This is a genomic window from Qipengyuania sp. SM2512, from assembly GCF_054954005.1.
Genome location: NZ_CM143134.1, coordinates 564,138 through 588,259 on the forward strand (window position 1 = coordinate 564,138; position 24,122 = coordinate 588,259).

The window sequence follows — 24,122 nt, forward strand, 5'->3', positions numbered from 1 at the left end:
CGCTCATTCCCACCAATGGGGCAGGCGGCGGGCATCGCCCGTGACCACTTCGTTCATCGTCTGCGCATCGTAGAGCCGCCCGCCGATCATCACCCGCTCGATGTCGTCCGAATTGCGGATATCCTGCGCCGGGTCGGCCGACAACACGACGAGGTCGGCGAGCTTGCCGGGTTCGATGCTGCCGATGTCGCGGTCCATTCCCAGCGAGCGGGCGGATTCGATGGTCCCTGCGCGCAGCGCCTGAACCGGGCTCATCCCGCCGCGCACGAAGCTCCACAGCTCCCAATGCGCCGCGATTCCAGCCTGCTGGCCATGCGCGCCGATGCTGACCTTGACCCCGCGTTCGGCCAGCTTCTTGGACTCGCGCGCGGAATTGTCGTCGACATAGGCCCATTCGGGAGCCTTGGTACGGCGCGCGGTCTCCGCCAGCAGCATCCGCGGCGGCGTATGCACGAGCAGCGGATTGGCGAAGACATCGGTTGCCTGGCGCCAATAGGGATCGGCGGCGAGACCGCCGTATGTCACCACTAGCGTCGGCGTGTAATTGGTCTGGCTCTGGCCGAAGAACTGCAGCACGTCCTCGTAGATCACATCGACGGGAATGTTGTGTTCGAGCGTCGAATTGCCGTCGGCGATCAGATTGATGTCCATCCCGAACAGCGATCCGCCCTCGGCCACCACCAGCATGTTCTCGGCGCGCGCGGCGGCAACCACCTGCTGGCGCTGTTCGCGGCGCGGCTGGTTGTAGTTCTTGACCGAGATACCGCCCTGATCCTTGATCCGGCGGACGTGCGCCAGAGCATCCTCGTAGCCGTCGATCCGGGCGTAGACGCCCGGCGATTTGGCGCCGTAGATGATCTCGCCGGTCGAGAAGATGCGCGGCGCGAGCAGCGTCCCCGCGCGCTGGCGCTCGGATGCCGCGAAGATCGAACTGGCGCTGGAAGACGGGTCGTGGATCGTGGTCACGCCCATCGCCAGTTCCTGCACCGCTGCCCAATTCTGCTGCGGCACCAGATCGCCCACGCCCTGCGGACCGTGGGCATGCGCGTCGACCAGGCCGGGCATGATGGTCTTGCCGCTGGCGTCGATCACGGTGGCGCCGGCGGGCACCTGCGTGCTGGCCGAAGGGCCGACCGCAACGATCCGGTCGCCGCGGATGACCACAGTGCCGTTCTCGATCGCTCCGGCGCCGTCATCCGCCATGGTGAGGATGCGGGCATTGGTGAGCGCGTAGGTCCCGGTCGGCTTGTCGGCCCTGACGGTCCTGGCGAGCGAGATACCGGTCTCGGGCTGGACGAATTCGGGCGCGTCTTCGCCCGCGGGTGCGGTGCGGAACATGGCCGCCGTGCTGGCGCGATAGAGCGTGGGCCCCATGGACCAGTAGAGCGTGTCGCCATTGTCGGCCCAGCCGATATAGTCGGCGCCGCCCTGGCTCGCGCGCACCACGGGGAGCGAGCTGGCTTTCTCGCCCACGGTGACCGCCTGCCCGCCGGGCAGCAGCGGCATGGCGAAGGCCTCGTAATTCTGCCGGAAGGCGACGTAGCTGCCATCGGGTGCGACGCGGAAATCATTGGCGAGTTCGCCTTCGGCATGGACCCGGACCGCCTCGCCGTTGAGATCGGTGGAAAGCAGTTGCAGCTTGCCCTCCGAATTGCCCATCATGAAGACGCGGTCGTTTTCTGCGCCGAATTGCGGGACGCGATTGCCGCGCGAGACCAGCTCGGGCGCACCGCCCGAAACCGGTACGGTGTAGACCCCGGTATTCTCGGAATATTCGGGCGAGGTCAGATAGCCGCCGGAGCGCTTCTCGAACACCAGCGTCCGTCCGTCGGGTGAGAATTGCGGGACAGCGTAATGACCCCGCGTGGCCGTGACGCTACGCACATTGCGCCCGTTGCTGTCTGCAACGACAATTTCGCCCAGGCCTTCGTCGGTCCAGCGCACGAAGGCGATCCGATTGCCGTCGCGCGACCAGGTCGGCCACAGCTCGAGCGCCTCGCCTTCGCCGGTCAGCCGGCGCGGCTCGCCCCCTGCAGCGTTCTTGACGTAGAGCTTGCCCAGGCTTTCGAAGACGATCCGGTCGCCATTGGGCGACAGGACGGCGAACTTGGGAATCTTGGTCTGGAAGCTGTCGGGCGCCACCGGAATGACCGGGTGCGGTGCGTCGGCGACGGTGCGCGTATCGTCGATCCGGAAAGGGATCACCCGCGCCGCGCCGCCATCGAGCCCGATGCGGTTGAGCTTGCCGCCCGCCCAGAACACGATCTCCCGGCTGTCGGGGGTCCAGTCCATCAGCGGGTAGACGCCATAGACGGCCCAGGTCTCCTGCATGTCGAGATCGAGCTCATCGTAGATCATCCGTTCGACGCCGGTCGAAAGATCCTTGATCCACAATTGCGACTGGTCCTTGTCGCGCCGGACGAAGGACAGATATTTGCCATCGGGCGACGGCTGCGGCCGTACCGACCCGCCATAGCCGGAGACGGCGGTGGTCACCTCGCCGGTCGCGATGTCGTAGCGTTCGATCTCGAACAGGCTCTGGGTGGAATCCTGCGCGTATTCGAACACCGCGCCGGGCGAGACGTTGCGGGTGTAGAAGATCGACCCGCCATCGGCGGAATAGACCGGCTCGCCCAGCTCCTTCTGCGCGGTTTCGTTGGCCCGCTCGACCAGCGCGACCCCGCCGCCGCCCGACACGTGGTAGATCCAGACCTCGCCCGTACCGGCGGATCGCTGCGTGGTGAAATGCTTCTTGGCCGCGATATAGCGCCCGTCGGGGCTCCAGGTCGGCTGGTTGAGCAGGCGGAAATCTTCCTTGGTGACCTGCCGCTTGTCCGAACCGTTCGCGTTCATGACCCAGATATTGTCGGCCCCGCCGCGGTCCGAGGTGAAGGCGATACGCTGGCCATCGGGGGAGAAACGCGGCTGGATTTCCCAGGCCAGACCGTCGGCTATGCGGGTCGGCGTGCCGCCGGCAATCGGCATGGTGTAGATGTCGCCAAGCAGCGAGAAAGCGAGGGTCCGACCGTCGGGCGAGACGTCGACATCCATCCAGGTGCCTTCGTCGGTGCGGATCGGCACCTGACGCAGCGTTGCGCCGCGCGGGGCGGTGATGTCCCAGGGCGCCTCTTCCGCATCGGCGCCCGGCTGGACAATCGCCGGCGCAGCCTGGACCGCCTCGCCGGTTCCCTCCTCGGGCAGGGCTTCGTCGGATTGCGAGGCGTCGACTTCCTGCTCCTCGACCGGATTGGGCGAAGGCGGAGGTGCGTCGGATTGAGCGGCGGCGGCCTGGGCGAGGAACAGCGAGGCGAGGACGGATGCGACAGTGAATTTCATGGATGAACTCTCCCGGATATGCGCCGGGGTTTAGGCGCACGTCGGCAAGAGTCAAAGCCCTCCGGCAATGTCTTCCTCACCCGCCGCTTGGAAGCGGCTGGCGCGGGCTGGCTACTTCGTCAAAGTCAGCGATATCCGGCGGTTGCGCGGATCGCTGGGATCGGCGCTGATCAGCGGCTCGGTGTCGGCGACGCCTTCGATCCGCCGGAAACGGCCGACCGCAATGCCCTGTTGCATGAGCATCTGGCGGGTCGCCTCGGCACGGCCGGCCGAAAGCGACCAGTTGTTGACCCTTCGCGGATCCCGCCACCGCAAGGCGTCCGTGTGGCCCCGCACGGTGATCTTGCTGGGCTCGGGGTCGATCGAGGTGGAGATGATCCGAAGCAGGTCGCGCGCACCGGGCGTGAGCACCGTCGTCCCGAGCGAGAACATCGAAAAGTCGGCATCGTCGACGAGATCGATACGGATCCCTTCGGTGGTATCGACCATCCGCACCTGGCGCATCAGCCGGCGCAGACGTTCCTCTTCGGCGATCTTGCTTTCGACCCGCTGCTGGATGCGCTTGATCATCGCCGCCCCTTCGCGGGGCCCGCCGCTCGCATCGCGCGGCACGGTCAGGGTCTTGGTCCCGGTCTGACCGGCAGCATGTGGGTAATTATCGACATCGGTCAACGACGAGCCGCCCAGCAGCCCGTAAGCCCCCGCGCTCTGCTCCTTGGTCTTGACCAGCGTCGGGGTGAAATAATCGGCGAGGCCCTTGCGCTGGTCCTCGGTGGTTGCACCGAGCAGCCACAGCAGCAGGAAGAACGCCATCATCGCGGTGACGAAATCGGCATACGCGACTTTCCAGGCACCTCCATGATGCCCCGCCTCGACGATGGTCACCTTCTTGACGATGATGGGCGCCGGATCGTTGCGACCTGCCTTGGTGGCCATGTCAGCGGCCTCGCAGGGCGTCGAGCAGTTCGGTCAGGCCGGGCCGCACGGCATGACCGAGACCCGATCTGGCCGATTCCACCACCAGCGGCTGCGGATGACCGTAGAGCGAGGCGATGATGACCTGCTTGACCGCATGGAAGATCATCTCGTCCTGTTCGAGCACCTGCTTCAGCCGGCCTGCCAGCGGGCCGACGATGCCATAGGCCAGGAGAACGCCGAGAAAGGTTCCGACCAGCGCCGCGCCGATCATCTTGCCAAGAACCTCGGGGGGTTCGTTGATCGAGCCCATCGTCTTGACCACGCCGAGCACCGCCGCGACGATCCCGAGTGCGGGCAGCGCATCGGCGAGCGATTCCAGCGCGTGCTGCGGCTCGTGCAACTCGTGGAAATGCGTCTTCATCGCATTGTCCATCACCTCTTCGACCGCGTGGGTTTCGAGCGTGCCCGAGGACACCACCAGGAGGGTAAGCGTGTCGCTGATCAGATCGATCAGCGGCTTGTTGCCCAGCAGGCCGGGATAGGCGCTGAAGATGGTCGAATCGGCGGGGTTCTCGAGATGGCTCTCGAGCGCCACCGGCCCGTCGTTCTTGAGGGTCTTCATCAACTGCGTAGTGAGGGCGATCGCGTCGATGTGATCCTGCTTGGTGTGCTTGGGTCCCTTGAAAATCTTGCCGAAGGCCCTGCCGACCGCCTTCAGGCCATCCATTGAGTTGCCCGCAACCATCGCGCCGATGGCGGCGCCACCGATGATCAGCATCTCGAACGGCATCGCCGCCATGACCGGGCCGAGCGCACCGCCGCTGAGCGTGAATCCGCCAAAGACCATGACGAGCAGGACGATGATTCCGATGATCGCGAACATTGAACAATTACTCCAGTTGATTGCGCGATCAGCGCAACATCGAAAACAGCGAAAGATTGGAAAGCCGCACGAAGCTGGCCTGGGTCGCTTCGAGCACGGTGAGCGTTTCCTGCAGGCGGCTCATGGTGACCGCGATATCCGCGCCACCGACATCGGCGCGCTCGTCGGCGACGCGTTCGGCATTGTTCTCGCGCCGCTCGGTCATCAGATCGACCCAGTTGAGCCGCGAGCCGATCACGGTCTGCGCGGTGGAGACCTTTTCGAGCCCGGCGTCGAGCGATGTCAGCGCATCCGAACTCGCCTGCGATGCCGCATTGCCTCCTGCCTTCAGCGCTGCGGCCAGATTGCCGAGGACGGCAAACAGGTCCGTATCGGTGCCGTCGACTGCAAAATCGAAGACTTCCGGGCCGGTGAGGCCGGGGACGACCGACTGGCCTTCGCCGATTTCCAGGGCATCCACCGCCTGCGTGCCAACGAACTGAGCGTTCACACCGTCGGTATAGGCGGCACCGGTCGCCTGGCCGCCCAGCAATGCATGCCCGGCGATATTGCGGCTGTTCGCGAGCGACAGCAGGCTTTCGCGCAATCCCTTGATCTCGATGCCGATCGCGCCGCGCTGCTCGTCCGAGAGCGTCGCCGCGGCGCCCTGCACCGCCAGCTCGCGCGCACGGATGACCAGGTCGGCGATCGAGCTCAGCGACTGGTCGGCAAGCTTCAGATCCGCCTCGGCAAGCTGCGAATTGCGCGTATCGACGGTGGCCATACGATCGCTGCGCGCCAGCATCCGCAGCCGCGCCGCGGCGACGGGATCGTCGGAAGAGCGCTCGATCCGCTCGCCGGTGCCGATCTGGCTCTGCAGCGTTTCCGCTCGCGCACGGAGCACGCCGATCTGCTGGGTGCTGCGTTCGAAAAAGGCGCCCGTGCTCAGATTGATCATCGCCCGATCCCTAGAAGAGTATCGAAAATATCGCTCGCCACCTGCATCGCCCGGCCGGAAGCCTGGAAAGCCTGCTGGAAGCGGATGAGGTTGGTGGCTTCGGTGTCGAGATTGACGCTCGATTGCTGCTCGAGCGAGATGCGGGCCGAGGAGGCGATCGTCTCGAGCGCGCTTTGCGTCACATTGCGCCCGGCAACGGTGCTCGAGACGTCGAACAGCAGGCTGCTGAGCTGCTGCGCGGGGTTCTCGCTCGCGAGCGCCTCGCGCAAAGCGGCTAGGTTCCCGGTGTCGCGGCTGCCTGCTGCGGCGCCTGCCGGCGCGGTGGCGATCCCCTGCCCGCTGCCCAGAACCACACGCAATGTTCCCGCGGTGGCGCCTGCGAACATCGGCGCTCCGGGCGAACCATCGGAGCCCACGCCCGCAGCCTGCGCTGCGTTGACCGTATCGGCCAGCCGGCTGGCAATCGCATCCAGCCGTCCGCGGGTCGTGGCAAGCGCAGTAAGCGCCAGACCGGCGCCGGCGAGGCCGCCGGACCCGGGATTGGTCGGCTGGCCATCGACTGCGAAACTCAGAGTGCCATCGGCGCCTTGCGCGGAAGACAGCACTCCTGAGGTGCCGCCCTGCACGAAGCTGCGCGCGGGTGCCGAACCCAGCGAGACCGCCACGGTCCCGTCGCTGGCGAAACTGGTGGTGACGGCGCTGAAACCGGCCAGCCGCTCGAGCAGCTGGTCGCGCTGGTCCAGCAATGCGGCGCGGTCGCTGCTGCCGCTACCGGCACGGGTCAGCCGCAGGTTCACGCGGGCCAGCTCGCCGCCGATGATATTGGCTTCGGAGACCTGGGCCTCGGCGTCGAAGCGAAGACCTGCGCCTACAGATTCGAGTCCGGTCGCAGTGATCTCGAACTTGTTTGCCATGGTGTTGGCTTCGGCCAGCGCTGCCGCGCGGCGCGAGGGGTCCGAGGGATCGCCCGCAAGCTGCTGTAAAGACGCCTCGAACTCCACGATCGAGGTGAAAATCCCCGATTGTTCTATTGCGCTCTCGATATTGCTCAGGCCGGATAATTCGGTGTTGGCGCGCTGAAGATCGCCATTCGTCCGGCGCACTTCGCTCTGGAGGAAGGGATCCGCATTGCGGTTGATTTCCGCGATCCGTGCACCCGAGAGCGAGATATCGCCATTGCGCCCCGCCCCGCCGGACGCCGAGACTTCCTCGATCCGCAAGCTGCGCCGGACATAGCCCTCGCTCGACGCATTGGCGATGTTCTGCGCGGTGACGTCGAGCGCCCCGCGCGCCGCTCGCGCGCCGCTGGCCGCGATCGAGAGCATGTCGGACGCCATCAGTCGTTACCCTGCGGCAGAAAGCGTTCGAGCTGCTGCTCGATCGCGGCGGCAAAGCCGAACTGGCCCGATTGTGCGGTGATTTCGGCGAAGCGCGCATCGCGCATCTCGTGAAAGGTCTTGTCGCTTTCGCCGCCGAACAGATCGCTGCCGCCGAAGTCGACATTGCGCGCGCTGGCCAGCATCTGGCGCAGCAGGATCGCCTCGAATTGCTGCGCGGTCTCGCGCAGCTCGGTGCGCGCCGCATCGGGCTCGCGCTCCGGCTTCGCTTGCGCCTGCAAGGGCAGGTATCGCGAAAACGAGGGCGCGACGATCGAGAGTGCCGGACCCGTCATATGATTTCCAGTTCCGCGTTGAGCGAGCCCGCCTGCTTGAGCGCCTCGAGAATCGCGACCAGATCCGCCGGACTGGCGCCCAGCGCGTTGAGCGCATCGACCACCTCGGCAAGCGATGCCGCGGGTCCGACCTGCGTCACTACGTTGTCCATCTGGGTAGCAGTGATTTCGGTGTCCTGTTCGACCGCGGTCCGGCCATTGGCGAAAGGCTCGGGCTGGACGACCAGCGGGTTCTCGTCGATCCGCACCACCAGGCTGCCGTGGCTGATCGCCGCCGGAGACAGGCGTACAGCGCTCGAGATCACGATCGTGCCGGTGCGGCTGTTGATCACGACCTTGGCGGCGCGCTCGGCCCGCTGGATATCGAGCATCTCGATCTGAGCCATGATCTCGGCGCGCGAATTGGCGCCGGGCGGCAGGAACAGCGCGAGTGTCACCCCGTCCTCGATCTGGGCCATGCCCGGATAGGCCGAATTGATCGCATCGCGCACGCGCGAGATGGTGAGGAAATCGGCTTGAAAGAGGTTCCAGCGCAGGACTTCGGAGAAATCGAAATTGCTCGCGACCGCCTGTTCGACCGTGGCCCCGTCGGCGATACGCCCGACAGTGGGGACATTCACGGTCAGCTTGGAGCCGTCCTTGCCCGAAACGCCCAGGCCGCCCACGGCGAGATTGCCCTGCGCCATGGCGTAGATCTGCCCGTCGGCGCCGTAGAGCGGGGTGAGCACCAGCGCGCCGCCGCGCAGCGACTTGGCCTTGCCCATGGTCGAGACGGTGACGGGAATGCGCTGACCGGGTTTGGCGAAGGCCGGAAGCTCGGCGGTTATGATCACCGCCGCCGCGTTTTTGAGCGCGGGATTGACCCCCGGCGCGAGCTGGAGCCCCAACCGTCCCGAAACACCGCGCATGGCCTGCGTCAGATAGGCGAAATTGTCGTCGCCCGACCCGTCGAGGCCGACAACGATGCCGTAGCCGGTCAGCTGGTTGGAGCGAACCGACTGGAACTGTCCGAGATCGCGGACCCGCTCGGCGGCGGCCGGGACCGGCAGCAGCGCGAGCAGCGCGGCGAAGAGTAGAGCGAGGCGGCGGATCATGATGGGCATTCCTTTAGAAGGGCGAGATCGCGCCGAAGAAGCGCGACAGCCAGCCTTCGCGGCTCGCACGCTGGACAGAACCCGCTCCGGAATAGGAGAAGCGCGCATCGGCCACCCGGATCGACAGGATGCGGTTGTCCTGGTCGATATCGGCGAGCCGGATGATACCCGCGAGTTGCACCCATTCCTCGCCCTGGCTCAGTTCCATGAGTTTTTCCCCGCGTATCAACGCCGTGCCGTTGGGACGGACCTCGGCGATGGTGACGGTGAGATCGGCCCTTATCGAACTCGCCTGCGATGCATTGCCCGAACCATTGAACGACCCCCCGCCCGATGCATTAAGGTCGGCATCGTCGATTCCGACGAAGCGCGGCAGCGACAACCCGAGGTTCCCCTCGCGATCGGTCGAGCCCGCGGTCGATTTGGAAGTCTGGGTCCGTTCGACCAGAATCACCGTGACGAGGTCTCCGACCTGCGATGCGCGATTGCCGTTGTAGAGCGGCGCATAGCCCTGGTTGATGCGGAAGATCGCGCCATCGGCGGGCTGCGCCTGCTGATGCACCGGCGGCGGCGGCAGCGCGGCAGCGAAGCCGGCGGGCCGGGTCGCGCCACTGCCGCAGGCCGCGCTGAGCAGCGCGAGCGGAACGACGACAGCGAGGGTTTTCATCGGGGCCATGATCACAGCGTCTGGTTAGCGTTGCGCAGCATCTCGTCGACGGCCGAGACCATCTTCGAGCTGATTTCGTAGGCGCGCTGGCATTCGATCATCTCGACCAGTTCCTCGACGATGTTGACGTTCGAGGATTCGAGCATTCCCTGCCGAATATTGCCGCGCCCGTTCTCGCCGCCCGGCCCCAGTTCGGCCGCGCCGCTCGCTCCCGTTTCGACCAGGAAATTGTCCCCGATCGCCTGGAGCCCTGCAGGATTGGCGAAGCGCGCGACCTGGATCTGGCCGAGTTCGGCCGGTTCGGCTTCGCCGGCCAGCGTCGCGGACACGGTGCCGTCGGGAGCGACCGCAACCGATGTGACGCCTTCGGGGATGGTGATCGCGGGCTGCACCGCAAATCCCTGCTGGGTTACCAGCTGGCCTTCGGCGGAAACGGTGAAATTGCCGGCGCGCGTATAGGCGGTGCGTCCCCCGGGCATCTCGATCTGGAAATAGCCATCGCCATCCAATGCCATGTCGAAGCCGTTGCCGGTGGTCGCGAGCCCGCCTTGCGTCATGATCTGGCTGGTCGACTGGACCGCCACGCCGGTGCCCAGGTTGAGCCCGGTGGCATAGGCGGTCTCGCCGGACGAGCGCTGCCCCGCCACGCGGGCATCCTGATAGGCGAGCGTCGCGAAATTGGCGCGGTCGCGCTTGAAGCCGGTGGTCCCGACGTTGGCGAGGTTGTTCGCGATGACCCGCATCCGCGCGTCCTGCGCCTCGAGTCCGGTCCGTGCGACCTGGAGAGCTGAAGTGGGCATGTGCTTGATCCCTTTCTTGGATTAGCAGGGGCGTGAATTAGCCGAGGCGCATCAGTTGCGCGCCGCTTTCGTCGATTTCGCGGGCGGTCGCGATCATCTTGCTGCGCATCGCGAACAGGCGCTGCGCATCGATCATCTCGACCAGGACTTCGGTGGTGCTGACGTTGGACTGCTCGAGCGCGCCGGTCTGGACGGTGGCGGTCTCGTCGAGCGGCAGGATGCCGCCGCCCTCGACCCGGAACAGCCCGTCGAGACCCTTCTGGATCGGCGAGCCCTGCCAGCCGGCCAGCTTGATCCGGCCGATCTCGGCCGGGGGCTGGTCGGGCACGGCGGGATCGGCGATCGTGATCGTGCCGTCGGGGGAGATCGCCGGAATGCCGGTGGGCGGAATCGTGATCGGACCATTGTCGCCCATCACCGGGCGTCCCTCGCCATTGACCAGCAGCCCGGTCGCCGAGATCGAGAGATCGCCCCTGCGCGTATAGGCTTCGGTGCCGTCCTGCGCCTGGACCGCCATCAGCGCATCGGTCTCGATCGCAAGGTCGAGCGAGCGACCGGTCTCGATCATCTCGCCCGCCGTCATATCCGCACCGCGCACCCGGGCGGTCTGCATCGCCCGCGCCTCGTTGGGGAGGCCTTCGACGGTGACCGCGCGCGCATCGACCAGTTCGGCGCGAAACCCGAGCGTGTTGGCGTTCGCCATATTGCTCGCGATGACGCGCTGGCTGTCCATCGACGCCCGCATGCCCGAAAGCGCAGTGTGGATGAGGCGGTCCATTGCGATCAGCTCCGCAGGTTGATGACGGTCTGCGAGATCTGGGTCGCGGTATCGATCGCCTTGGCGTTGGCCTGGAAGTTGCGCTGGGCGGTGATCAGCCCGACGAGTTCCTCGGCGATATCGACATTCGAGCGCTCGAGCGCGCCCGAGAGCAGCGAGCCATACTGGCCGGTGCCCGGCGAACCGTAACTCGCCACACCCGAGAGGCCGGTGCTCTCCCAGTTCGATGAGCCGACCCGCTTGAGACCGGTCGGGGCAATGAAGCCCGCTACAGCGACGCTGCCGATCGGCTCGACCGAGCCATCGGCATAGGAGACGTTGACCGTCCCTTCGGTGGAAACGGTGACGCCCGCGAATTCGGCGCCTGCTGCATTGGCCGCAGGAATGACCGCATCGATCAGCGCGTCCGAGGTGACGGTGCCATTGGCGTCGGTCGGGAACAGCTGGAGGCGGTTGCCCTTGCTGTCGGCGATGTGGCCGCTGCCGGTGATCGCGAACGATCCCGAGCGCGTATAGAGCGTCGCACCGTCGCCCGAAGAGCGGGTGGTGAAGAAGCCGTCCCCGGTGAGCGCAAGGTCGAGTGCCGAGCCGGTCTGTTCGACCGGTCCGAGCGCGAAGTTCTGGTTGATCGCCTCGACCGAGGAACCGATGCCTTGGATCATCTTCGGGTTGGTCAGTGCCGAGCCGGCGACGAGTTCGGAGAACTCCGCACGGCTGCGCTTGAACCCGTAGGTTTCCGAGTTGGCGATGTTGTGCGAAATCACGCCGAGCGAGGTCTGCGCGTTCTTCATGCCGTTGAGCGAGGTATAGAAGGACATCAATTTTCTCCGTTGCGAAGGTCTGAGGCGGACTCGGTCGAGACGATCAGCTGATCGAGCTTCTCCGCGATCCGTTCGAGCATGGAATTGGTCTCGGCGACGCCGGCGAGCGAGGAGAACTGCGCCATCTGCGCGAGCATCTCCTTGTTATCGACCGGGTCCATCGGGTCCTGCTGCTGCATCTGGACGGTGAGCAGGCGGAGGAAATCCCCCTGCCCCAATTGATCCATGCCGCGGCCGGCGACCGGCGCGTTGGAAGCAGCCGGCTGGTTAGTGACTGGTGTGATCATTTCATCCTCATCGTTTCGAGCATCAGCTGCTTGGCGGTCGAGAGCGCCTCGACCATGTTGCGATACTGGCGGGACGCCTCGAGCATCTCGACCATCTCGGCGTTCTCATCGACCGGGGCCTCCCAGACGTCGCCGTTCTCGTCGGCGAGCGGATGGCCGGGATCGTGTCGGCGGATCGGCGCGACATCCTCGCGCACGACACCGTCGACGCGGACCGAGGACAAGCCGCTGGCGCGGTCGAGTTCCTGCGCGAAGACGGTGCGCATCGGACGGTAGGCCGCCTCCTCGCTGCCCGCGACCGAACCGGCGTTGGCCAGATTGGAGGCCGCGGTGTTCATCCGCACGAGCTGCGCAGACATGGCGCGGTGCCCCACTTCGAACAGGGATGTCGGACCGGCCATGGTCAGTCGCCCCTGATCGCGCGGGTGAGGGTTTCGACCCTTCCGCGTAGGAAGCCGAGCGTCGCCGAATAGGCGACCGCGTTCTCGGCGAAAGCGGCCTGTTCGGTCGACATCTCGACGGTGTTGCCGTCGAGGCTCGCCATGGTCGGAATGCGATAGCGCACGGCCGAGCCCGCCGCCCGTTCGCTGTCGACCCCGGCCATCCGCGCTTCGAGCGCCGCAGCGAAATCGACGTCGCGCGCCTTGTAATTGGGCGTCGCGGCGTTCGCGATATTCGAGCCGAGCACGCCCAGGCGCTGCGATCTGATCTCCAGCGCTGCACCGTGAATCCCGAACAAGCCTTCGCTCATGAGAGCCTCCGCAAAAGTTACGGGACAGGTTAAGCAAGGGGTGTGCCAAACTCGCGAGAGCCCGCCGGTGCGACGGAATGCGGCAATCTGCGGCAAGCTTCTGCCGGAGGGCGGCAAAGTTATTCCCCGGGGTAAAGCCCGCCCCGGGACGGTCGTTCTGGGATGCGAGGAGTGCCCGGACCAATGCTGGAAAACTGGATCGATCCCGTAGCGATCGCGATCGTCTTCATGGGGACCATCGCGGCAACGCTGCTGCGCTGCGGCTTTGCCGACATGCGCGTTTCGCTCGCCGCGCTGCGCGGCTTGTTCGAACCCGCTTTCGACGCATCCAAGGCCAAGGCCGAACTGTCGAAGCAAATCCGCGAAATCGCCGACGACGGCTTCGTTCGCGCCGAGCCTCATCATTTCGGCGATGTCGAATTCGACAGCATCACCGACATCATGATCGGTCAGCGTTCGATCCAGTCGATCCACGGCGCGCATCAAAGCTACAAGCAGCGGCGGCTCGATATTGCGCAGCGGGCCGCCCGCACCTTCGAATGCGCCGCCGAGCTCGCTCCGGTCCTCGGCCTTGCCGGCACGCTGTTCGCGCTCGGCCAGGCGCCTGGGGCGACACCGAAAGGCGACAGCCTGGTCGACGCGATCGCCATGGCGGTCGTTACCACACTTTACGGCCTGGTGGCCGCCAACTTCCTGTTCGCCCCCATCGCTGCTGCCATCGCCCGCCGCTCGCGGCAGGAAGAGCGCAACCGCGACGAGGTTCTCGAATGGCTCGCCGAGGGCGTTCGCAAGACCGGGAGCGTTCCGCCAGTCGAAGTGCCCGCGCCGGTGGCGGCATGATCCTGCGGCTCGGTTCCGGGTGGCAGACGGTCACCGCCGATCTGGCGCTGATCCTGTTCCTGATCACCGCGCAGGCCAGCCGCGGTGGTCCCGAAGCGCAGCCGCAAGTCGAACCGCCGGTGGCGACGAGCATGATCGATGCCGCTGGTGCGGGTCTGGCGATCTATCGCCCCGGCCCAGGCACCGACCTCGGCGAATGGCTCCAGGCGACACTGACCGACGACCGGCAGGGCGCAACAGTCGTGATGCGCTACCCCGAAGGCGGGCGCGACGAGGCTTTCCGTTCGGGCTCCGAGCTCCTCGACGCGATCGCGGCGCAAGGTTCTGCGGCGCGTCTCCTGCTCGAGCCGGGTTCGCGCAGCGAGAGTATGGTGCTGGTCGGCTACACGGGTGAACGTGCCGATGGCACGGTCCTTGCTGAACGAGAGTAAATCTCTCACGATCCAAGGAAACGCCATGCGCCAGTTTGTTGCTCTCGGATTGATCGGTTCCGCGCTGTTCGCCACGACGGCAGTCGCAGCCACGACCGATCTCGACATGATCGACCGAGCGGTGGTCGATTTCACCGGCTCGCAGATCGGCCAGCCCGGCGGTGCCAGGCTGCCGGTCGATCGGCGCCTAAAGCTTTCTCCCTGCCATACTCCGCTCGACCTGTCCTGGTTCGGCCGCGATCAGCGTTCGGTCCAGGTTGCCTGCCCCACTGCTGGCTGGAAGATCTATGTCGCGGTCGATGGCGGCGCAGTGGGCGGCGCCCGCGGGGCCCCCGCACCTACCAAAGCGCTGGTTCGCCGCGGCGAATCCGTCAGCATCCTGGTGCGCGGCAACGGCTTCACCCTCACCCGGCAGGGCGAAGCCGTGGAAGACGGCGCGCAAGGCGAATGGATCCAGATACGCGCCGACGGCAAGCGCAGCGAAACCCTGCGCGCCATGGTGATCCGCCCCGGCCAGGTCGGCATCCAATTGCCATAACCGGCAAAATTTGTTGCCGGCCGGTTAAATCCGCGCAGCATCCGCCGTTCTACATATCGAGCAGATAGTGGAGCGAAACGATGCGGATTGTCGGATTGCCGGAAATTTCAGGAGCGGTGCAGCGCGCGAGCGCGAGCGTTGCGCCTGCACAGCGGATCTCGGCTTCGCAGAAGTCCGCCGCCGAAACGCGCGAATCCGAAGCCCCGGTTTCGACCGCGCGGGTTACCTCGGGCGAGCAGCCCGTGGATCACGATCGCGTCGCCGAGATCCGCAAGGCTCTGCAGAACGATCGCTACCCCATCATTCCCACCGAAATCGCCGATGCGATCATCGCCGCCGGCCTCTACGGGACGATCAGCAAATGACCGTGACCTCCAGCCCGCTTGCCACCTTGCGGCAAATGGTTGCCCTGCTCGAAGGCGAGCGGCAGGCGCTTGCCGCCCTCGACCTCGACGGGATCGTCCGGTCGACCACCGGCAAGCTCGATCTATGCGCCCGGCTCGAGGCAGTTCAGCGCGAGCAGCTCGACGAGGAATGCCTCGGCGCGCTCGACGCGGTCCGGCGGCTCAACGAGATCAATCGCCGCCTGCGCAACCTCATCGCTTCCAACGTGCAGAACCGCCTGGGCACGCTGACCAACACCAGCGAAGCCTACACCGCGCTGCCGCGTCGTCGCGGAGGCGTGGCGCTCGCCTGACGCCTAAACGGGCCCGACCAGCCGATCAGATTTGGCACGGACCTTGCTGAACATCCGGGAAGGCAATCCCCGGAGGTTTCGTGCCAACCGTCAATTCCGTACCGAGAACAGAAGTGCAGGCTGCCATCGCGCGCGCTTCGGTGCGCACGGGGGTCGACTTCAACTATCTGCTGGCGCAGGCGAAGCTGGAATCCGGGCTCGACCCGCAAGCCAAGGCGGCAACCTCCAGCGCCACCGGCCTCTACCAATTCATCGATTCCACCTGGACGCAGATGGTCGACCGCCATGGCTCCAAGCACGGCATGGACTGGGCCGACCATGCGATCGGCCCGGGCGGTCGGATCGCGGATCCCGCGACCCGAGCACAAGTCATGTCGCTGCGCTATGATGCCGATGCCTCTTCGCTGATGGCCGCCGAGTTGGCCCGCGAGAATACGGATGGGCTGCGCGTCACGCTCGGGCGCGACCCCGAACCCGCCGAGCTCTATCTCGCCCATTTCCTAGGCTTGGGCGGAGCGCAGAAATTCCTCGGCGCGCTGGGTGCCAATCCCGATCAGTCGGCAGCGGCGCTGATGCCCCAGCCGGCGCGCGCCAACCGGTCGATCTTCTATGAAGGAGGCCGCGCGCGATCTGTCGGCGAGGTCATGAGCGTGATGCGCGACAAGGTCGCCTCTGCCTATGGGGACAGCCCGCTGCCCGCCGGAATGACAGGCGCTCCCGAACGTTTCGCCGCCTTCGCCGCGCAAGGCAATTTCGCACCGCGCGGCTTTTCGGGATCGGCGATGTCCTCCCCCGGACTGCCGGCCGCCGCGTCGCGCCCCTCGATGTCGGAAACGCTCAAATCCACTTTCGGCGGCGCGGGTGCCCCGATGGGTGGCCGCGCCAGCGAGACCATCGCCACAGCCTATGGTAAATTGAAGGCGTTCGGCCTGTGAGCGCGCGCCATATCTTCAGCCCGGCACTCGCCCTGCCGATCGGCATCCTCACGATCATCCTGCTGATGGTCATGCCGATCCCGGTCATCCTGCTCGACCTGTTCTTCGTGCTCAACATCGCGCTGTCGGTCTCGGTCCTGATGGCAGCGATGAACGCCAAGAAGCCGCTCGACTTCTCGTCCTTTCCTTCGGTTCTGCTGTTCGCTACCCTGCTGCGGCTCGCGCTCAACGTCGCTTCTACCCGTATAGTGCTGCTCAACGGGCACGAAGGCGAAGCCGCTGCGGGCATGGTGATCGAAGCCTTCGGTGCCTTCCTGATCGGCGGCAATTTCACCGTCGGCATCTTCGTCTTCCTGATCCTGATGATCATCAATCTGATGGTGGTGACCAAGGGCGCCGGACGCGTCTCCGAAGTCTCGGCCCGCTTCACCCTCGATGCGCTGCCCGGCAAGCAGATGGCGATCGACGCCGATCTCGCGGCCGGCCTGCTGACTGCGGACGAAGCCAAGGCGCGCCGCGTCGAGATCGCCACCGAAGCGGATTTCTACGGTTCGATGGATGGTGCCAGCAAATTCGTGAAGGGCGACGCCGTCGCTGCGCTGCTGATCCTGTTCATCAACATCATCGCCGGGCTGGTGCTCGGGATGACAACGCACGGCCTGTCGATCGCCGAGGCGGGCCAGTTCTACATCACTCTGGCGATCGGCGACGCGCTGGTGGCCTCGGTCCCGTCGCTGCTCCTCTCCATCGCCGCAGCCGTCATCGTCACCCGGGTCTCGGACACCCGCGACCTCACCGGACAGATCGGCGGCCAGCTGGCCGATCCCAAGATCTGGCTGCCCGTCGCCTGCATTCTGTTCGCCATGGGCTGCATTCCCGCGATGCCGCAGGCGATCTTCTTTCCGCTCGCGGCAGGCACCTTCCTGCTCTGGCGCACGCTCAAGACCCGGGGCGATGCTGCCGCGAACTTCGTCGAGCCGGTGGCCGCGCCCGACCCATCGAGGATCTCGATCGACGATGTGACCGACCAGACCATGGTCACCATCCAGCTGGGCTACGGCTTGATCCATCTCACAGACGAGCGCCACGGTGCAACGCTGATCGCGCGCCTGACCGGCCTGCGCCGCCAGATGTGCCAGGCCTTCGGCTTCGTGGTCCCGCCCTTCCGGATCGAGGATACATTCGAGATCGACCCCGACGGCTATCGCATCAGGCTGGGCGGCAGTCCGATCGGCAGCGGCCGGCTCAAGCCCGGCTCGCTGCTGGCGATCGATACCGGCGAAGTCATGCATTCGCACGCGGTGCCGGGCGAGGCCACGGTCGACCCAAGTTTCGGTTGTCCGGCGCTGTGGATCGATCCCGGCTCGCGCGATCTCGCCGTGGCCGAGGGCTATCTGGTGGTGGATCCCGAAAGCGTCATCGCCACCCAGCTTCACCAACTGCTCGCAACCCGCGCGCAGGATCTGCTCGGCCCCGACCAGGTGCGCGACCTCGTCGATCACCTGCGCGCACGCCATGGTCAGCTGATCGAGACGATCACGCCGCAGCCGCTCTCGCTCGCAGCGGTCACCCGCGTGCTCAAGGCGCTGCTCGCAGACGGTATTTCGCTGCGCCACGCGCTGCCGATCTTCTCCAGCCTGTCGCTCGCCGCACAGCAGACCGGCGAGCACGATCGGCTGATCGACATCATCCGCGCCGATCTGGGCGCCATGCTGCTGGGCGACACCTGCGGGCCCGACACCAAGCTGCCGGTGATCACCCTGGCGGCGCAGCTCGAGGAAATGGTCGTCAACGGGATGCAGGATCCCTCGACCGGCGAACTTGTCATCGAACCCGATCTTGGTCGCTCGATCGGCGAACGGATTGCCGCGATCGTGGCGGGCCGCGAGCCTGGTTCGACCCAGCCCGCGCTGATCGTCCAGCCGCGCGCGCGCCGAGCACTCGGCGCACTTCTCAAGATGCGCGCGCCGGGCTGCACCGTGCTGTCCATCACCGAACTGCCCGCCACGCAGCCGATCGAGGTCATCGCGGTCGTCGGCGGCGAAACCCATGAAGAACCCGCGGCACTTGGCCATGACACGGAGGCTCTCGCGGCATGAAACACGACCATTCGAACTTCAATGCACGCCGAGCCTATGCCAGCGGGGTCGACGACCGGGTCGCGCAATTCCTGCCCATGGTGCGCAAGCTGGCCTGGTATTACGGCGGCAGCTGTAGCGGCTCGATCGATCTCGACGATCTGATGCAGGCCGGGCTGATCGCGCTGACCGAATGCGCGCAGCGTCACGACCGGCCCAGCGACGACGGCTTCGCTGCCTATGCCAAGATGCGCGTTCGAGGCGCGATGATCGATCTGCTGCGATCGCAATCGCATCACACGCGCGGGGCGCTGCAGATGCGGCGCAAGCTCGAGCAGGCGACCGATGGCTTGCGCAGCGAGCTGGGTCGCGAACCCTCGGCAGCCGAACTGGCGCGCGCAGTCCACGTCTCGCTCGAGGAGCTTCACGATATCCGGCGCCAGCTCTACACCACGATGAGCTCGATCGAGGACTGTTACTCGGACAGCGATCCCGCATTCCAGTCGGAGGACCCCGATGCCGAAGCGAGCCTGCTGCAGGTCGAGGACCGGGCCGGCCTGGCGCAGGCGATCGCGGCTCTGCCCGAGCGGTTGCAGCTGGTGGTAAAGCTTCACTTCGTCGAGGAACTCAATCTAACCGAGATCGCCGCGGTGCTGGAAGTAAGCGTACCGCGCGTTCACCAGCTCAAATCGGCTGCGCTGGAAAAGCTTCGCCTGACGATAGCGGCTGCGGATCGCGACTAGGGCCCAGACGACGACCCGCTAGCCGACAGCCTGCTGAACCAGCTCCTCATAGCGGTCGTCGCAGGCGATCCCCAGCGTGGGATTGTCCTGATGCGTCGATCTCTCTTCTGTCAGACCGAATGCGTCGCCTTCGACCGCGATGCGGATCGCCTGTGCCGCAGTGCGCACTTCGAGCCGCGCCATGAGACTGGCGCGATGCGCCTCGACGGTGCGCGGGCTGATCCCGAGATGCCGGCCGATCGCCTTGCTCGTGCCATGATCAAGCATGCAGGCGAGAATCTCGCGCTCCCGATTGCTCAGCGCTTCGAGCATTCTGCGCGCGGCGATGGAGCGTTGCTGCTTGACGTGTCTCGTTGCGAAGGTGCTCTTGAGCATGTCGTATTCGCGGCGAAATTCGGCGGTCTTCAGCGGGTAGGTGACGTAGGATGCAACCCCCGATTGCATCGCCCTGACGATCCGTGCGGTTTCAGGCTCGTCGCTATAGGCAATGACCGGCAGCCATGTTTCGCGCTCGAGCCTCTGGATGAGTTCGAAGATTCCCTGGTCCCGGTCATGAGCAAGAATGAAACCCTGCGAGGGCATGAACTGGAGGAGCTCGTCGATTGAATCGAAGGGTTCGGGGTGGATATTTTCGCCGGCCAGCAGCCGGCAAATCTGCGCGCGTCGCACTGCGTCGTCATCGACGACGTACACTTTCGACATCGATGAAAGACCCCCGATTACCCCGTCTAGAAATCCGAATCCAAAGTATTGATCTTTACTTTCAATAGGCTAGCGCTCCCGGCTTCACGCCTCAAGGGCGCTTGCCAGAGTTCGTTAACCAACTTCGTTAACAAACGTTAGCCCAACCGATTCGCGCACTGCAATCGAAAAGTTTCTAATCGGGATTTATTTCCGTCTCAGGTAAACCTGGCCGCCTGCATCGCCTGGGCGATATCGCGAAAATCCTGTTTCATCGCGGCGACATTTCCAAGGTCGGTTTCGCGAACCGAGTCCAGCAGCGAGACCTTGGCGGCGCCGTAGAATTGCAGCAGACTGGTTGCGAGCGCCGCTTCGCGATCGATGCCCAGTTCCAGCGCGGTCAGCACGGTTACGCAGCGAGTCAGGGCCTTGCTGCGGGCCGAGCGATCGGACCGCGCCTCGGCGATCTCGAGCGCGCCGAGATTGGCGATCAGGTCTTCGATACAGAAGATCACCAGATCGTCGCGGCTGCCCCCCATCAGGCGAGCGTCGAAATTCGCCTCGCGATAGGCGTCGGCGGGTTGCGTGCGGGCCAGCATGTCAGTTCCCTTGCGCATTCCAGACGTCGATCTGCGACTGCAGGAAGGACAGCGTCGATTTGGAAGCAGCGACGCGGCTATCGGCCTTGGCGAAGCGTGCAACCATGCTGGCGCGCAGGGTTTCCTGCTGTTCGGCCAGCTTGGTAAGGTCGCGCGAGAGCTGCTGCGACTGCGACTGATAGCGAGCGATCGAACCGGCGAGGGTGCCAGGGTCGCTCGAAACGCTGTTCGAACGCGCCAGTCTGTCGATGGTCGAATAGACACCGCTGATCCCGGTGGTGAACATCGCCGCCACCCCCGCGGGGTCGCGCGCGAGCGCCTGCGTCAGCTTGGCGTTGTCGAAACGGAAACTGCCGTCGCGCTCGATCGCCAGCCCGAGTTCCGCCAGCGTGCGCGGCGATCCCTCTGGGGCGCTCGGCATGATGACGACCGAGCCCAGCGCCGAGAGGCTGCGACTGAGCGCCCGCGCTCCCGGATCGCGCGACAATTCGCCGCCCAGCGGGTTGGTCGCCGCGCGCAGTTCCGAGGTGATCTCGTTGAGCGCACCGGTGATGTCCTGCATCACGCTGGCAATCGCACCCGTCGAACTGGCAAAGCCGATCGTCGCCGCCGCGCCGACATTGGTACCGGTCAGCGACAGCGAAAGGCCCGGCGCTGCATTGGCGATGGTGTTGCTGGCGCTGCGACGAAGCAGACCGTCGAGGAGATATTCCGCATCGGCGGATGGCTTCACCAGTTGCGCCGGATCGCTGCCGGGCTGCCAGGCGAGCGCTGAAAGCCCGGGATTGGCGCCGTCCTCGGTCGCTTCCACGACGAACCCGTTTTCGCGGCCTTCGGCCCCTTTCATCACCAGCTGGGCCCCCGCCGCGGTCTGCGCGACATAGGCGGTGAGGCCGGCGTTCTGGGAATTGATCGCGTTGGCGACGTCGGCCAGGCTCGAGCCGGCCGCAATCTCGAGCGCCAGCGCGGGTCGCGCGGTGTTCTCGGTAAAACCGGCGTTGGACGTTGCACCGAAGCGGATGGTCAGCGTCCCCGCCCCGACCGCGTCGCTCGCCGCGCTGTAGACGGGACCGGTCAGCGTCTGATTGCTCGCGAGCCTGGTGACCTCGAGCGAGTAGGTGCCCTTGCCGAGCGATCCCAGCGGGCTCGAGACGCTCGCCACCGACGGATTGCTGATGCTCGGCGTCGGCGCGAGATCGCCGGTCCGCAACCGGTCGCCCAGCGCACTGGCGAAGACCGAGAACGAACTGCGGATCGAGCCGGCGAGCGAGATCTGGCGCTCCAGCGTTTCGGATTTGGCGGTCAGGCGCTCGTTGCGACCGGCGAACTGGGCTTCGGCCAGCTGGACGGCCAGCCCGGCCATGTCGATGCCGCTGCCGATACCGAGCGTGGTCGCGATCGAGGAAGGGGGAACATTCATCGTTCTGAGAACGGCCCGGCACTGGCGGGATTAACCGCCAGCCGGCCCTCTGCGTCGAAACGCAACGCAACCGGTACGTCGATCTGCGGCGGTTGGGGACTCTCGCCGCGCTTCAGCGACAGGACATAGGCGAGGACCGAGGCGATGGCGCCGTAGAGGTCCTCGCAGATCACCTGCCGCTCGCGGGTGGTGAAATAGACCGAGCGCGCGAGCTGGGGGAATTCGAGCATCGGCAGGTCCATCTCGCGCGCGAGTTCCTTCATCGCCATGGCCTTGTCGCCGCGGCCCTTGGCCAGCACGATCGGCGCGGAGGCCTTGGTCTGGTCGTAGGTCAGTGCGACGGCGAAATGGCTCGGGTTGGTGATCACGAACTGCGCCTCGCGCATCGCCCCCATGACCGAGCCGGTCGCGATATCGCGCTGGCGCTGCCGACGGGCGGAACGCATTTCGGGCGAGCCTTCGGATTCCTTGTTCTCGTCGCGCATTTCCTGATGGCTCATCTTCAGCCGCTTCTGCTGGCGCAGCCACATGATCGGCAGATCGACCATCGCGATGATGACCAGACCCGCCGACAGCGCGAAAATAAGCGACACGGTCGCGTCCCAGGCGGCTCCGAGCTGGACCGAGAGCGAACCGCGTCCCAGACCGATCATCGTGTCGATGCTCGACTTCCACCACACGAAGGCGATCGCTCCCAGGAGGACGATCTTGAGCAGGCCCTTGCCCATCTCGATGAGGCCGGTCGGCCCGAACATCCGCTTGAGGCCCGACAACGGATTGATCCGCGAACCCTTCGCGGCGAGATTCTTCGCCACCCACCGCCCGCGCCCGAAACCCAATTGGGTGAGCAAAGTGACAAGAATGACCGGGACCGCGAGCGTGAGGATGGCGAGAACGGAGAGCTCCAGCCCTTCCATCATCAGGATGCCGACGTTGTAATCGCTCATGTCGCGGGCGTCGAAGCGGAACGCCTCGCGCATCAGGCCGGCGAGGCCTTCGAGCAGCCAAGGCCCTGCGAACACCAGCCAGGCTCCGCCCAGCAACATCACCGCCGCCGTGCCCGATTCCTTCGACCGCAGGACGTCGCCCTTCTTGGCGGCGTCGGCGAGGCGTTTCTCGGTTGGCGCGAAGGTCTTTTCGCCGGCGGTTTCCTCGCTCATCGCAGCATCACGCTTTCGGTCTGTTCGAGCGAGCCTGCGACGATCCCGACGAACTGGTCGTAGATCAGCGGCGCGGAGATCACGAGCGCCGCAAGCCCGGCGAGAACGCCCGCGGGCAGGCCGAGCGCGAACAGGTTGAGCGAGGGAGCCGAGCGGCTCAGAATGCCGGTCAGCACCTGCACCAGAAACAGGATCAGCGCGACCGGCAGCGCGATCCGCAATGCGGTCTCGAACATGCTGGTCGCAAAGCCCGCGATCATGGCGAAGCGATCTGCGCCGAGCCAGGTCTCTCCGGGAGGGAAGGCGCGATAGCTTTCGGTGACCAGTGCGATCCAGTGCAAATGCGCGCCCGTGGCGAGGAAGATCAGGGTCAGGACGATAACGAAATACTGGCCGAAAGCGGTGGTCGTCCCGCCACCCATCGGATCGCTCGACATCGCCATGCTCATTCCCATTCCGCCGCCGATGAGTTCGGCCGCGATCGTCGGGGCGGCGAAGGCCAGTTGGAGCACGAAGCCGAGCGCAAGGCCGACGATCACTTCCCCGGCCACCGCCATCAGGCCCTCGAGCGACAGCAGCGCCAGCGGGGTCGCGATCTCGGGCAGCCAGATCGAGGTGAAGATGGCCAGCGCGCCGGTGAGCGAGATCCGCACCGTCATCGGCACCGAGGAGGCGCCGAAAAAGGGCGCGGCCAGCAGCGCGGCACCGATGCGGGTCATCAGGAAGACGACCCGCCACATGTCCTGCTCGAGCGCGCCAAAACCGAAATCGAGACCCGTCACCGGCCCATCCGTGCGATCTCGGCGAAGATATCGAGCATGAAATCGCTGACCAGCGCCATCATCGAGGCGCCGAACACGACCAGCACGAAGGCGACCGCAGCCAGCTTGGGGACGAAAGTCAGAGTCTGTTCGTTGACCGAGGTCGCAGCCTGGACCAGCCCGATCACCAGACCGATGGCGAGGCTGGCGAGCAGAACCGGGGCCGCCACGAGAGCGGCGATCCACAGCATGCGGTCGGCGAGCGACAGGAGGACGGAGGCTTCATCCATGGCGG

General features: G+C 65.8%; 28 protein-coding genes. 8 read left to right on the forward strand and 20 right to left on the reverse strand.

From position 1 onward, the window contains the following. Positions 1-3: 3 nt before the first annotated feature. The 14 genes from ACQ5J0_RS02860 to flgB form a co-directional block, all read right to left on the reverse strand. Positions 4-3,336 carry an amidohydrolase family protein gene (locus tag ACQ5J0_RS02860; RefSeq protein ID WP_462569015.1) on the reverse strand — a complete coding sequence of 1,111 codons (3,333 nt, stop codon included), beginning with the start codon at positions 3,334-3,336 and terminating at the stop codon, positions 4-6. A gap of 111 nt (positions 3,337-3,447) precedes the next feature. Then, positions 3,448-4,272 carry a flagellar motor protein MotB gene (locus ACQ5J0_RS02865; RefSeq protein WP_462569016.1) on the reverse strand — a complete coding sequence of 275 codons (825 nt, stop codon included), beginning with the start codon at positions 4,270-4,272 and terminating at the stop codon, positions 3,448-3,450. 1 nt (position 4,273) lies between these two features. Next, on the reverse strand, positions 4,274-5,137 hold the full coding sequence (gene motA / locus ACQ5J0_RS02870) for a flagellar motor stator protein MotA (protein WP_462569017.1): 864 nt from the start codon (positions 5,135-5,137) through the stop codon (positions 4,274-4,276). A 28-nt stretch (positions 5,138-5,165) separates the two neighbouring features. Continuing rightward, positions 5,166-6,074, reverse strand: a complete 909-nt coding sequence (locus ACQ5J0_RS02875; RefSeq protein ID WP_462569018.1) for a flagellin N-terminal helical domain-containing protein — start codon at positions 6,072-6,074, stop codon at positions 5,166-5,168. Continuing rightward, positions 6,071-7,411, reverse strand: coding sequence for a flagellar hook-associated protein FlgK (flgK, locus tag ACQ5J0_RS02880; protein ID WP_462569019.1), 1,341 nt, complete (start codon positions 7,409-7,411; stop codon positions 6,071-6,073). The genes ACQ5J0_RS02875 and flgK overlap by 4 nt, the downstream gene beginning before the upstream one ends. Beyond that, positions 7,411-7,746 carry a rod-binding protein gene (locus ACQ5J0_RS02885; RefSeq protein ID WP_462569020.1) on the reverse strand — a complete coding sequence of 112 codons (336 nt, stop codon included), beginning with the start codon at positions 7,744-7,746 and terminating at the stop codon, positions 7,411-7,413. Before ACQ5J0_RS02885 ends, flgK begins: the two co-directional genes overlap by 1 nt. Further along, complete coding sequence (locus tag ACQ5J0_RS02890; protein WP_462569021.1) at positions 7,743-8,840, reverse strand: flagellar basal body P-ring protein FlgI; 1,098 nt, start codon at positions 8,838-8,840, stop codon at positions 7,743-7,745. Before ACQ5J0_RS02890 ends, ACQ5J0_RS02885 begins: the two co-directional genes overlap by 4 nt. Before the next feature lie 13 nt (positions 8,841-8,853). Next, complete coding sequence (locus ACQ5J0_RS02895; protein WP_462569022.1) at positions 8,854-9,507, reverse strand: flagellar basal body L-ring protein FlgH; 654 nt, start codon at positions 9,505-9,507, stop codon at positions 8,854-8,856. A gap of 11 nt (positions 9,508-9,518) precedes the next feature. Beyond that, the gene (gene flgG, locus ACQ5J0_RS02900) at positions 9,519-10,307 is read right to left on the reverse strand and encodes a flagellar basal-body rod protein FlgG (RefSeq protein WP_462569023.1); all 789 of its coding nucleotides are present in this window, start codon (positions 10,305-10,307) and stop codon (positions 9,519-9,521) included. 37 nt (positions 10,308-10,344) lie between these two features. Beyond that, positions 10,345-11,085, reverse strand: coding sequence for a flagellar basal body rod protein FlgF (locus tag ACQ5J0_RS02905; RefSeq protein ID WP_462569024.1), 741 nt, complete (start codon positions 11,083-11,085; stop codon positions 10,345-10,347). 5 nt (positions 11,086-11,090) lie between these two features. After that, the gene (locus ACQ5J0_RS02910; RefSeq protein ID WP_462569025.1) at positions 11,091-11,903 is read right to left on the reverse strand and encodes a flagellar hook-basal body protein; all 813 of its coding nucleotides are present in this window, start codon (positions 11,901-11,903) and stop codon (positions 11,091-11,093) included. Beyond that, complete coding sequence (locus ACQ5J0_RS02915; protein ID WP_462569026.1) at positions 11,903-12,193, reverse strand: flagellar hook assembly protein FlgD; 291 nt, start codon at positions 12,191-12,193, stop codon at positions 11,903-11,905. The genes ACQ5J0_RS02910 and ACQ5J0_RS02915 overlap by 1 nt, the downstream gene beginning before the upstream one ends. Beyond that, complete coding sequence (flgC, locus tag ACQ5J0_RS02920; protein ID WP_462569027.1) at positions 12,190-12,594, reverse strand: flagellar basal body rod protein FlgC; 405 nt, start codon at positions 12,592-12,594, stop codon at positions 12,190-12,192. The genes ACQ5J0_RS02915 and flgC overlap by 4 nt, the downstream gene beginning before the upstream one ends. A 2-nt stretch (positions 12,595-12,596) precedes the next feature. Continuing rightward, positions 12,597-12,944, reverse strand: a complete 348-nt coding sequence (gene flgB / locus ACQ5J0_RS02925; RefSeq protein ID WP_462569028.1) for a flagellar basal body rod protein FlgB — start codon at positions 12,942-12,944, stop codon at positions 12,597-12,599. A gap of 183 nt (positions 12,945-13,127) precedes the next feature. Between flgB and ACQ5J0_RS02930 the strand changes: the two genes are divergently transcribed. From ACQ5J0_RS02930 to ACQ5J0_RS02965, 8 genes are all read left to right on the forward strand, one after another. Then, the gene (locus tag ACQ5J0_RS02930) at positions 13,128-13,784 is read left to right on the forward strand and encodes a MotA/TolQ/ExbB proton channel family protein (protein WP_462569029.1); all 657 of its coding nucleotides are present in this window, start codon (positions 13,128-13,130) and stop codon (positions 13,782-13,784) included. Next, complete coding sequence (locus ACQ5J0_RS02935; protein ID WP_462569030.1) at positions 13,781-14,215, forward strand: hypothetical protein; 435 nt, start codon at positions 13,781-13,783, stop codon at positions 14,213-14,215. Before ACQ5J0_RS02930 ends, ACQ5J0_RS02935 begins: the two co-directional genes overlap by 4 nt. A 25-nt stretch (positions 14,216-14,240) precedes the next feature. Then, a complete protein-coding gene (locus tag ACQ5J0_RS02940) occupies positions 14,241-14,753 on the forward strand; it encodes a flagella basal body P-ring formation protein FlgA (RefSeq protein ID WP_462569031.1) in 513 nt (170 codons plus the stop codon). A gap of 116 nt (positions 14,754-14,869) precedes the next feature. After that, complete coding sequence (locus ACQ5J0_RS02945; protein ID WP_462569032.1) at positions 14,870-15,118, forward strand: flagellar biosynthesis anti-sigma factor FlgM; 249 nt, start codon at positions 14,870-14,872, stop codon at positions 15,116-15,118. Further along, entirely contained in the window at positions 15,115-15,450 is a 336-nt protein-coding gene (locus tag ACQ5J0_RS02950; RefSeq protein ID WP_462569033.1) for a hypothetical protein, read from the forward strand. The genes ACQ5J0_RS02945 and ACQ5J0_RS02950 overlap by 4 nt, the downstream gene beginning before the upstream one ends. A 113-nt stretch (positions 15,451-15,563) precedes the next feature. Next, positions 15,564-16,385 (forward strand): transglycosylase SLT domain-containing protein, encoded by an 822-nt coding sequence (locus ACQ5J0_RS02955; RefSeq protein ID WP_462569034.1) that lies wholly within the window; start codon positions 15,564-15,566, stop codon positions 16,383-16,385. Then, positions 16,382-18,484 carry a flagellar biosynthesis protein FlhA gene (locus tag ACQ5J0_RS02960; RefSeq protein WP_462569035.1) on the forward strand — a complete coding sequence of 701 codons (2,103 nt, stop codon included), beginning with the start codon at positions 16,382-16,384 and terminating at the stop codon, positions 18,482-18,484. Before ACQ5J0_RS02955 ends, ACQ5J0_RS02960 begins: the two co-directional genes overlap by 4 nt. Next, entirely contained in the window at positions 18,481-19,206 is a 726-nt protein-coding gene (locus ACQ5J0_RS02965) for a sigma-70 family RNA polymerase sigma factor (RefSeq protein ID WP_462569036.1), read from the forward strand. Before ACQ5J0_RS02960 ends, ACQ5J0_RS02965 begins: the two co-directional genes overlap by 4 nt. An 18-nt stretch (positions 19,207-19,224) precedes the next feature. On the opposite strand, the gene ACQ5J0_RS02970 is transcribed toward ACQ5J0_RS02965, so the two are convergent. The 6 genes from ACQ5J0_RS02970 to ACQ5J0_RS02995 all read right to left on the reverse strand — a co-directional run bounded on the left by ACQ5J0_RS02970 (position 19,225) and on the right by ACQ5J0_RS02995 (position 24,117). After that, positions 19,225-19,908 carry a response regulator transcription factor gene (locus ACQ5J0_RS02970; RefSeq protein ID WP_462569037.1) on the reverse strand — a complete coding sequence of 228 codons (684 nt, stop codon included), beginning with the start codon at positions 19,906-19,908 and terminating at the stop codon, positions 19,225-19,227. Between the two features lie 197 nt (positions 19,909-20,105). Beyond that, entirely contained in the window at positions 20,106-20,486 is a 381-nt protein-coding gene (locus tag ACQ5J0_RS02975) for a flagellar protein FliS (RefSeq protein ID WP_462569038.1), read from the reverse strand. A gap of 1 nt (position 20,487) precedes the next feature. Further along, entirely contained in the window at positions 20,488-21,906 is a 1,419-nt protein-coding gene (fliD, locus tag ACQ5J0_RS02980) for a flagellar filament capping protein FliD (RefSeq protein WP_462569039.1), read from the reverse strand. After that, complete coding sequence (locus tag ACQ5J0_RS02985; RefSeq protein ID WP_462569040.1) at positions 21,903-23,066, reverse strand: EscU/YscU/HrcU family type III secretion system export apparatus switch protein; 1,164 nt, start codon at positions 23,064-23,066, stop codon at positions 21,903-21,905. The genes fliD and ACQ5J0_RS02985 overlap by 4 nt, the downstream gene beginning before the upstream one ends. Continuing rightward, complete coding sequence (gene fliR, locus ACQ5J0_RS02990) at positions 23,063-23,848, reverse strand: flagellar biosynthetic protein FliR (RefSeq protein WP_462569041.1); 786 nt, start codon at positions 23,846-23,848, stop codon at positions 23,063-23,065. Before fliR ends, ACQ5J0_RS02985 begins: the two co-directional genes overlap by 4 nt. Next, positions 23,845-24,117, reverse strand: a complete 273-nt coding sequence (locus ACQ5J0_RS02995; protein WP_454598486.1) for a flagellar biosynthetic protein FliQ — start codon at positions 24,115-24,117, stop codon at positions 23,845-23,847. Before ACQ5J0_RS02995 ends, fliR begins: the two co-directional genes overlap by 4 nt. Positions 24,118-24,122 lie beyond the last annotated feature (5 nt).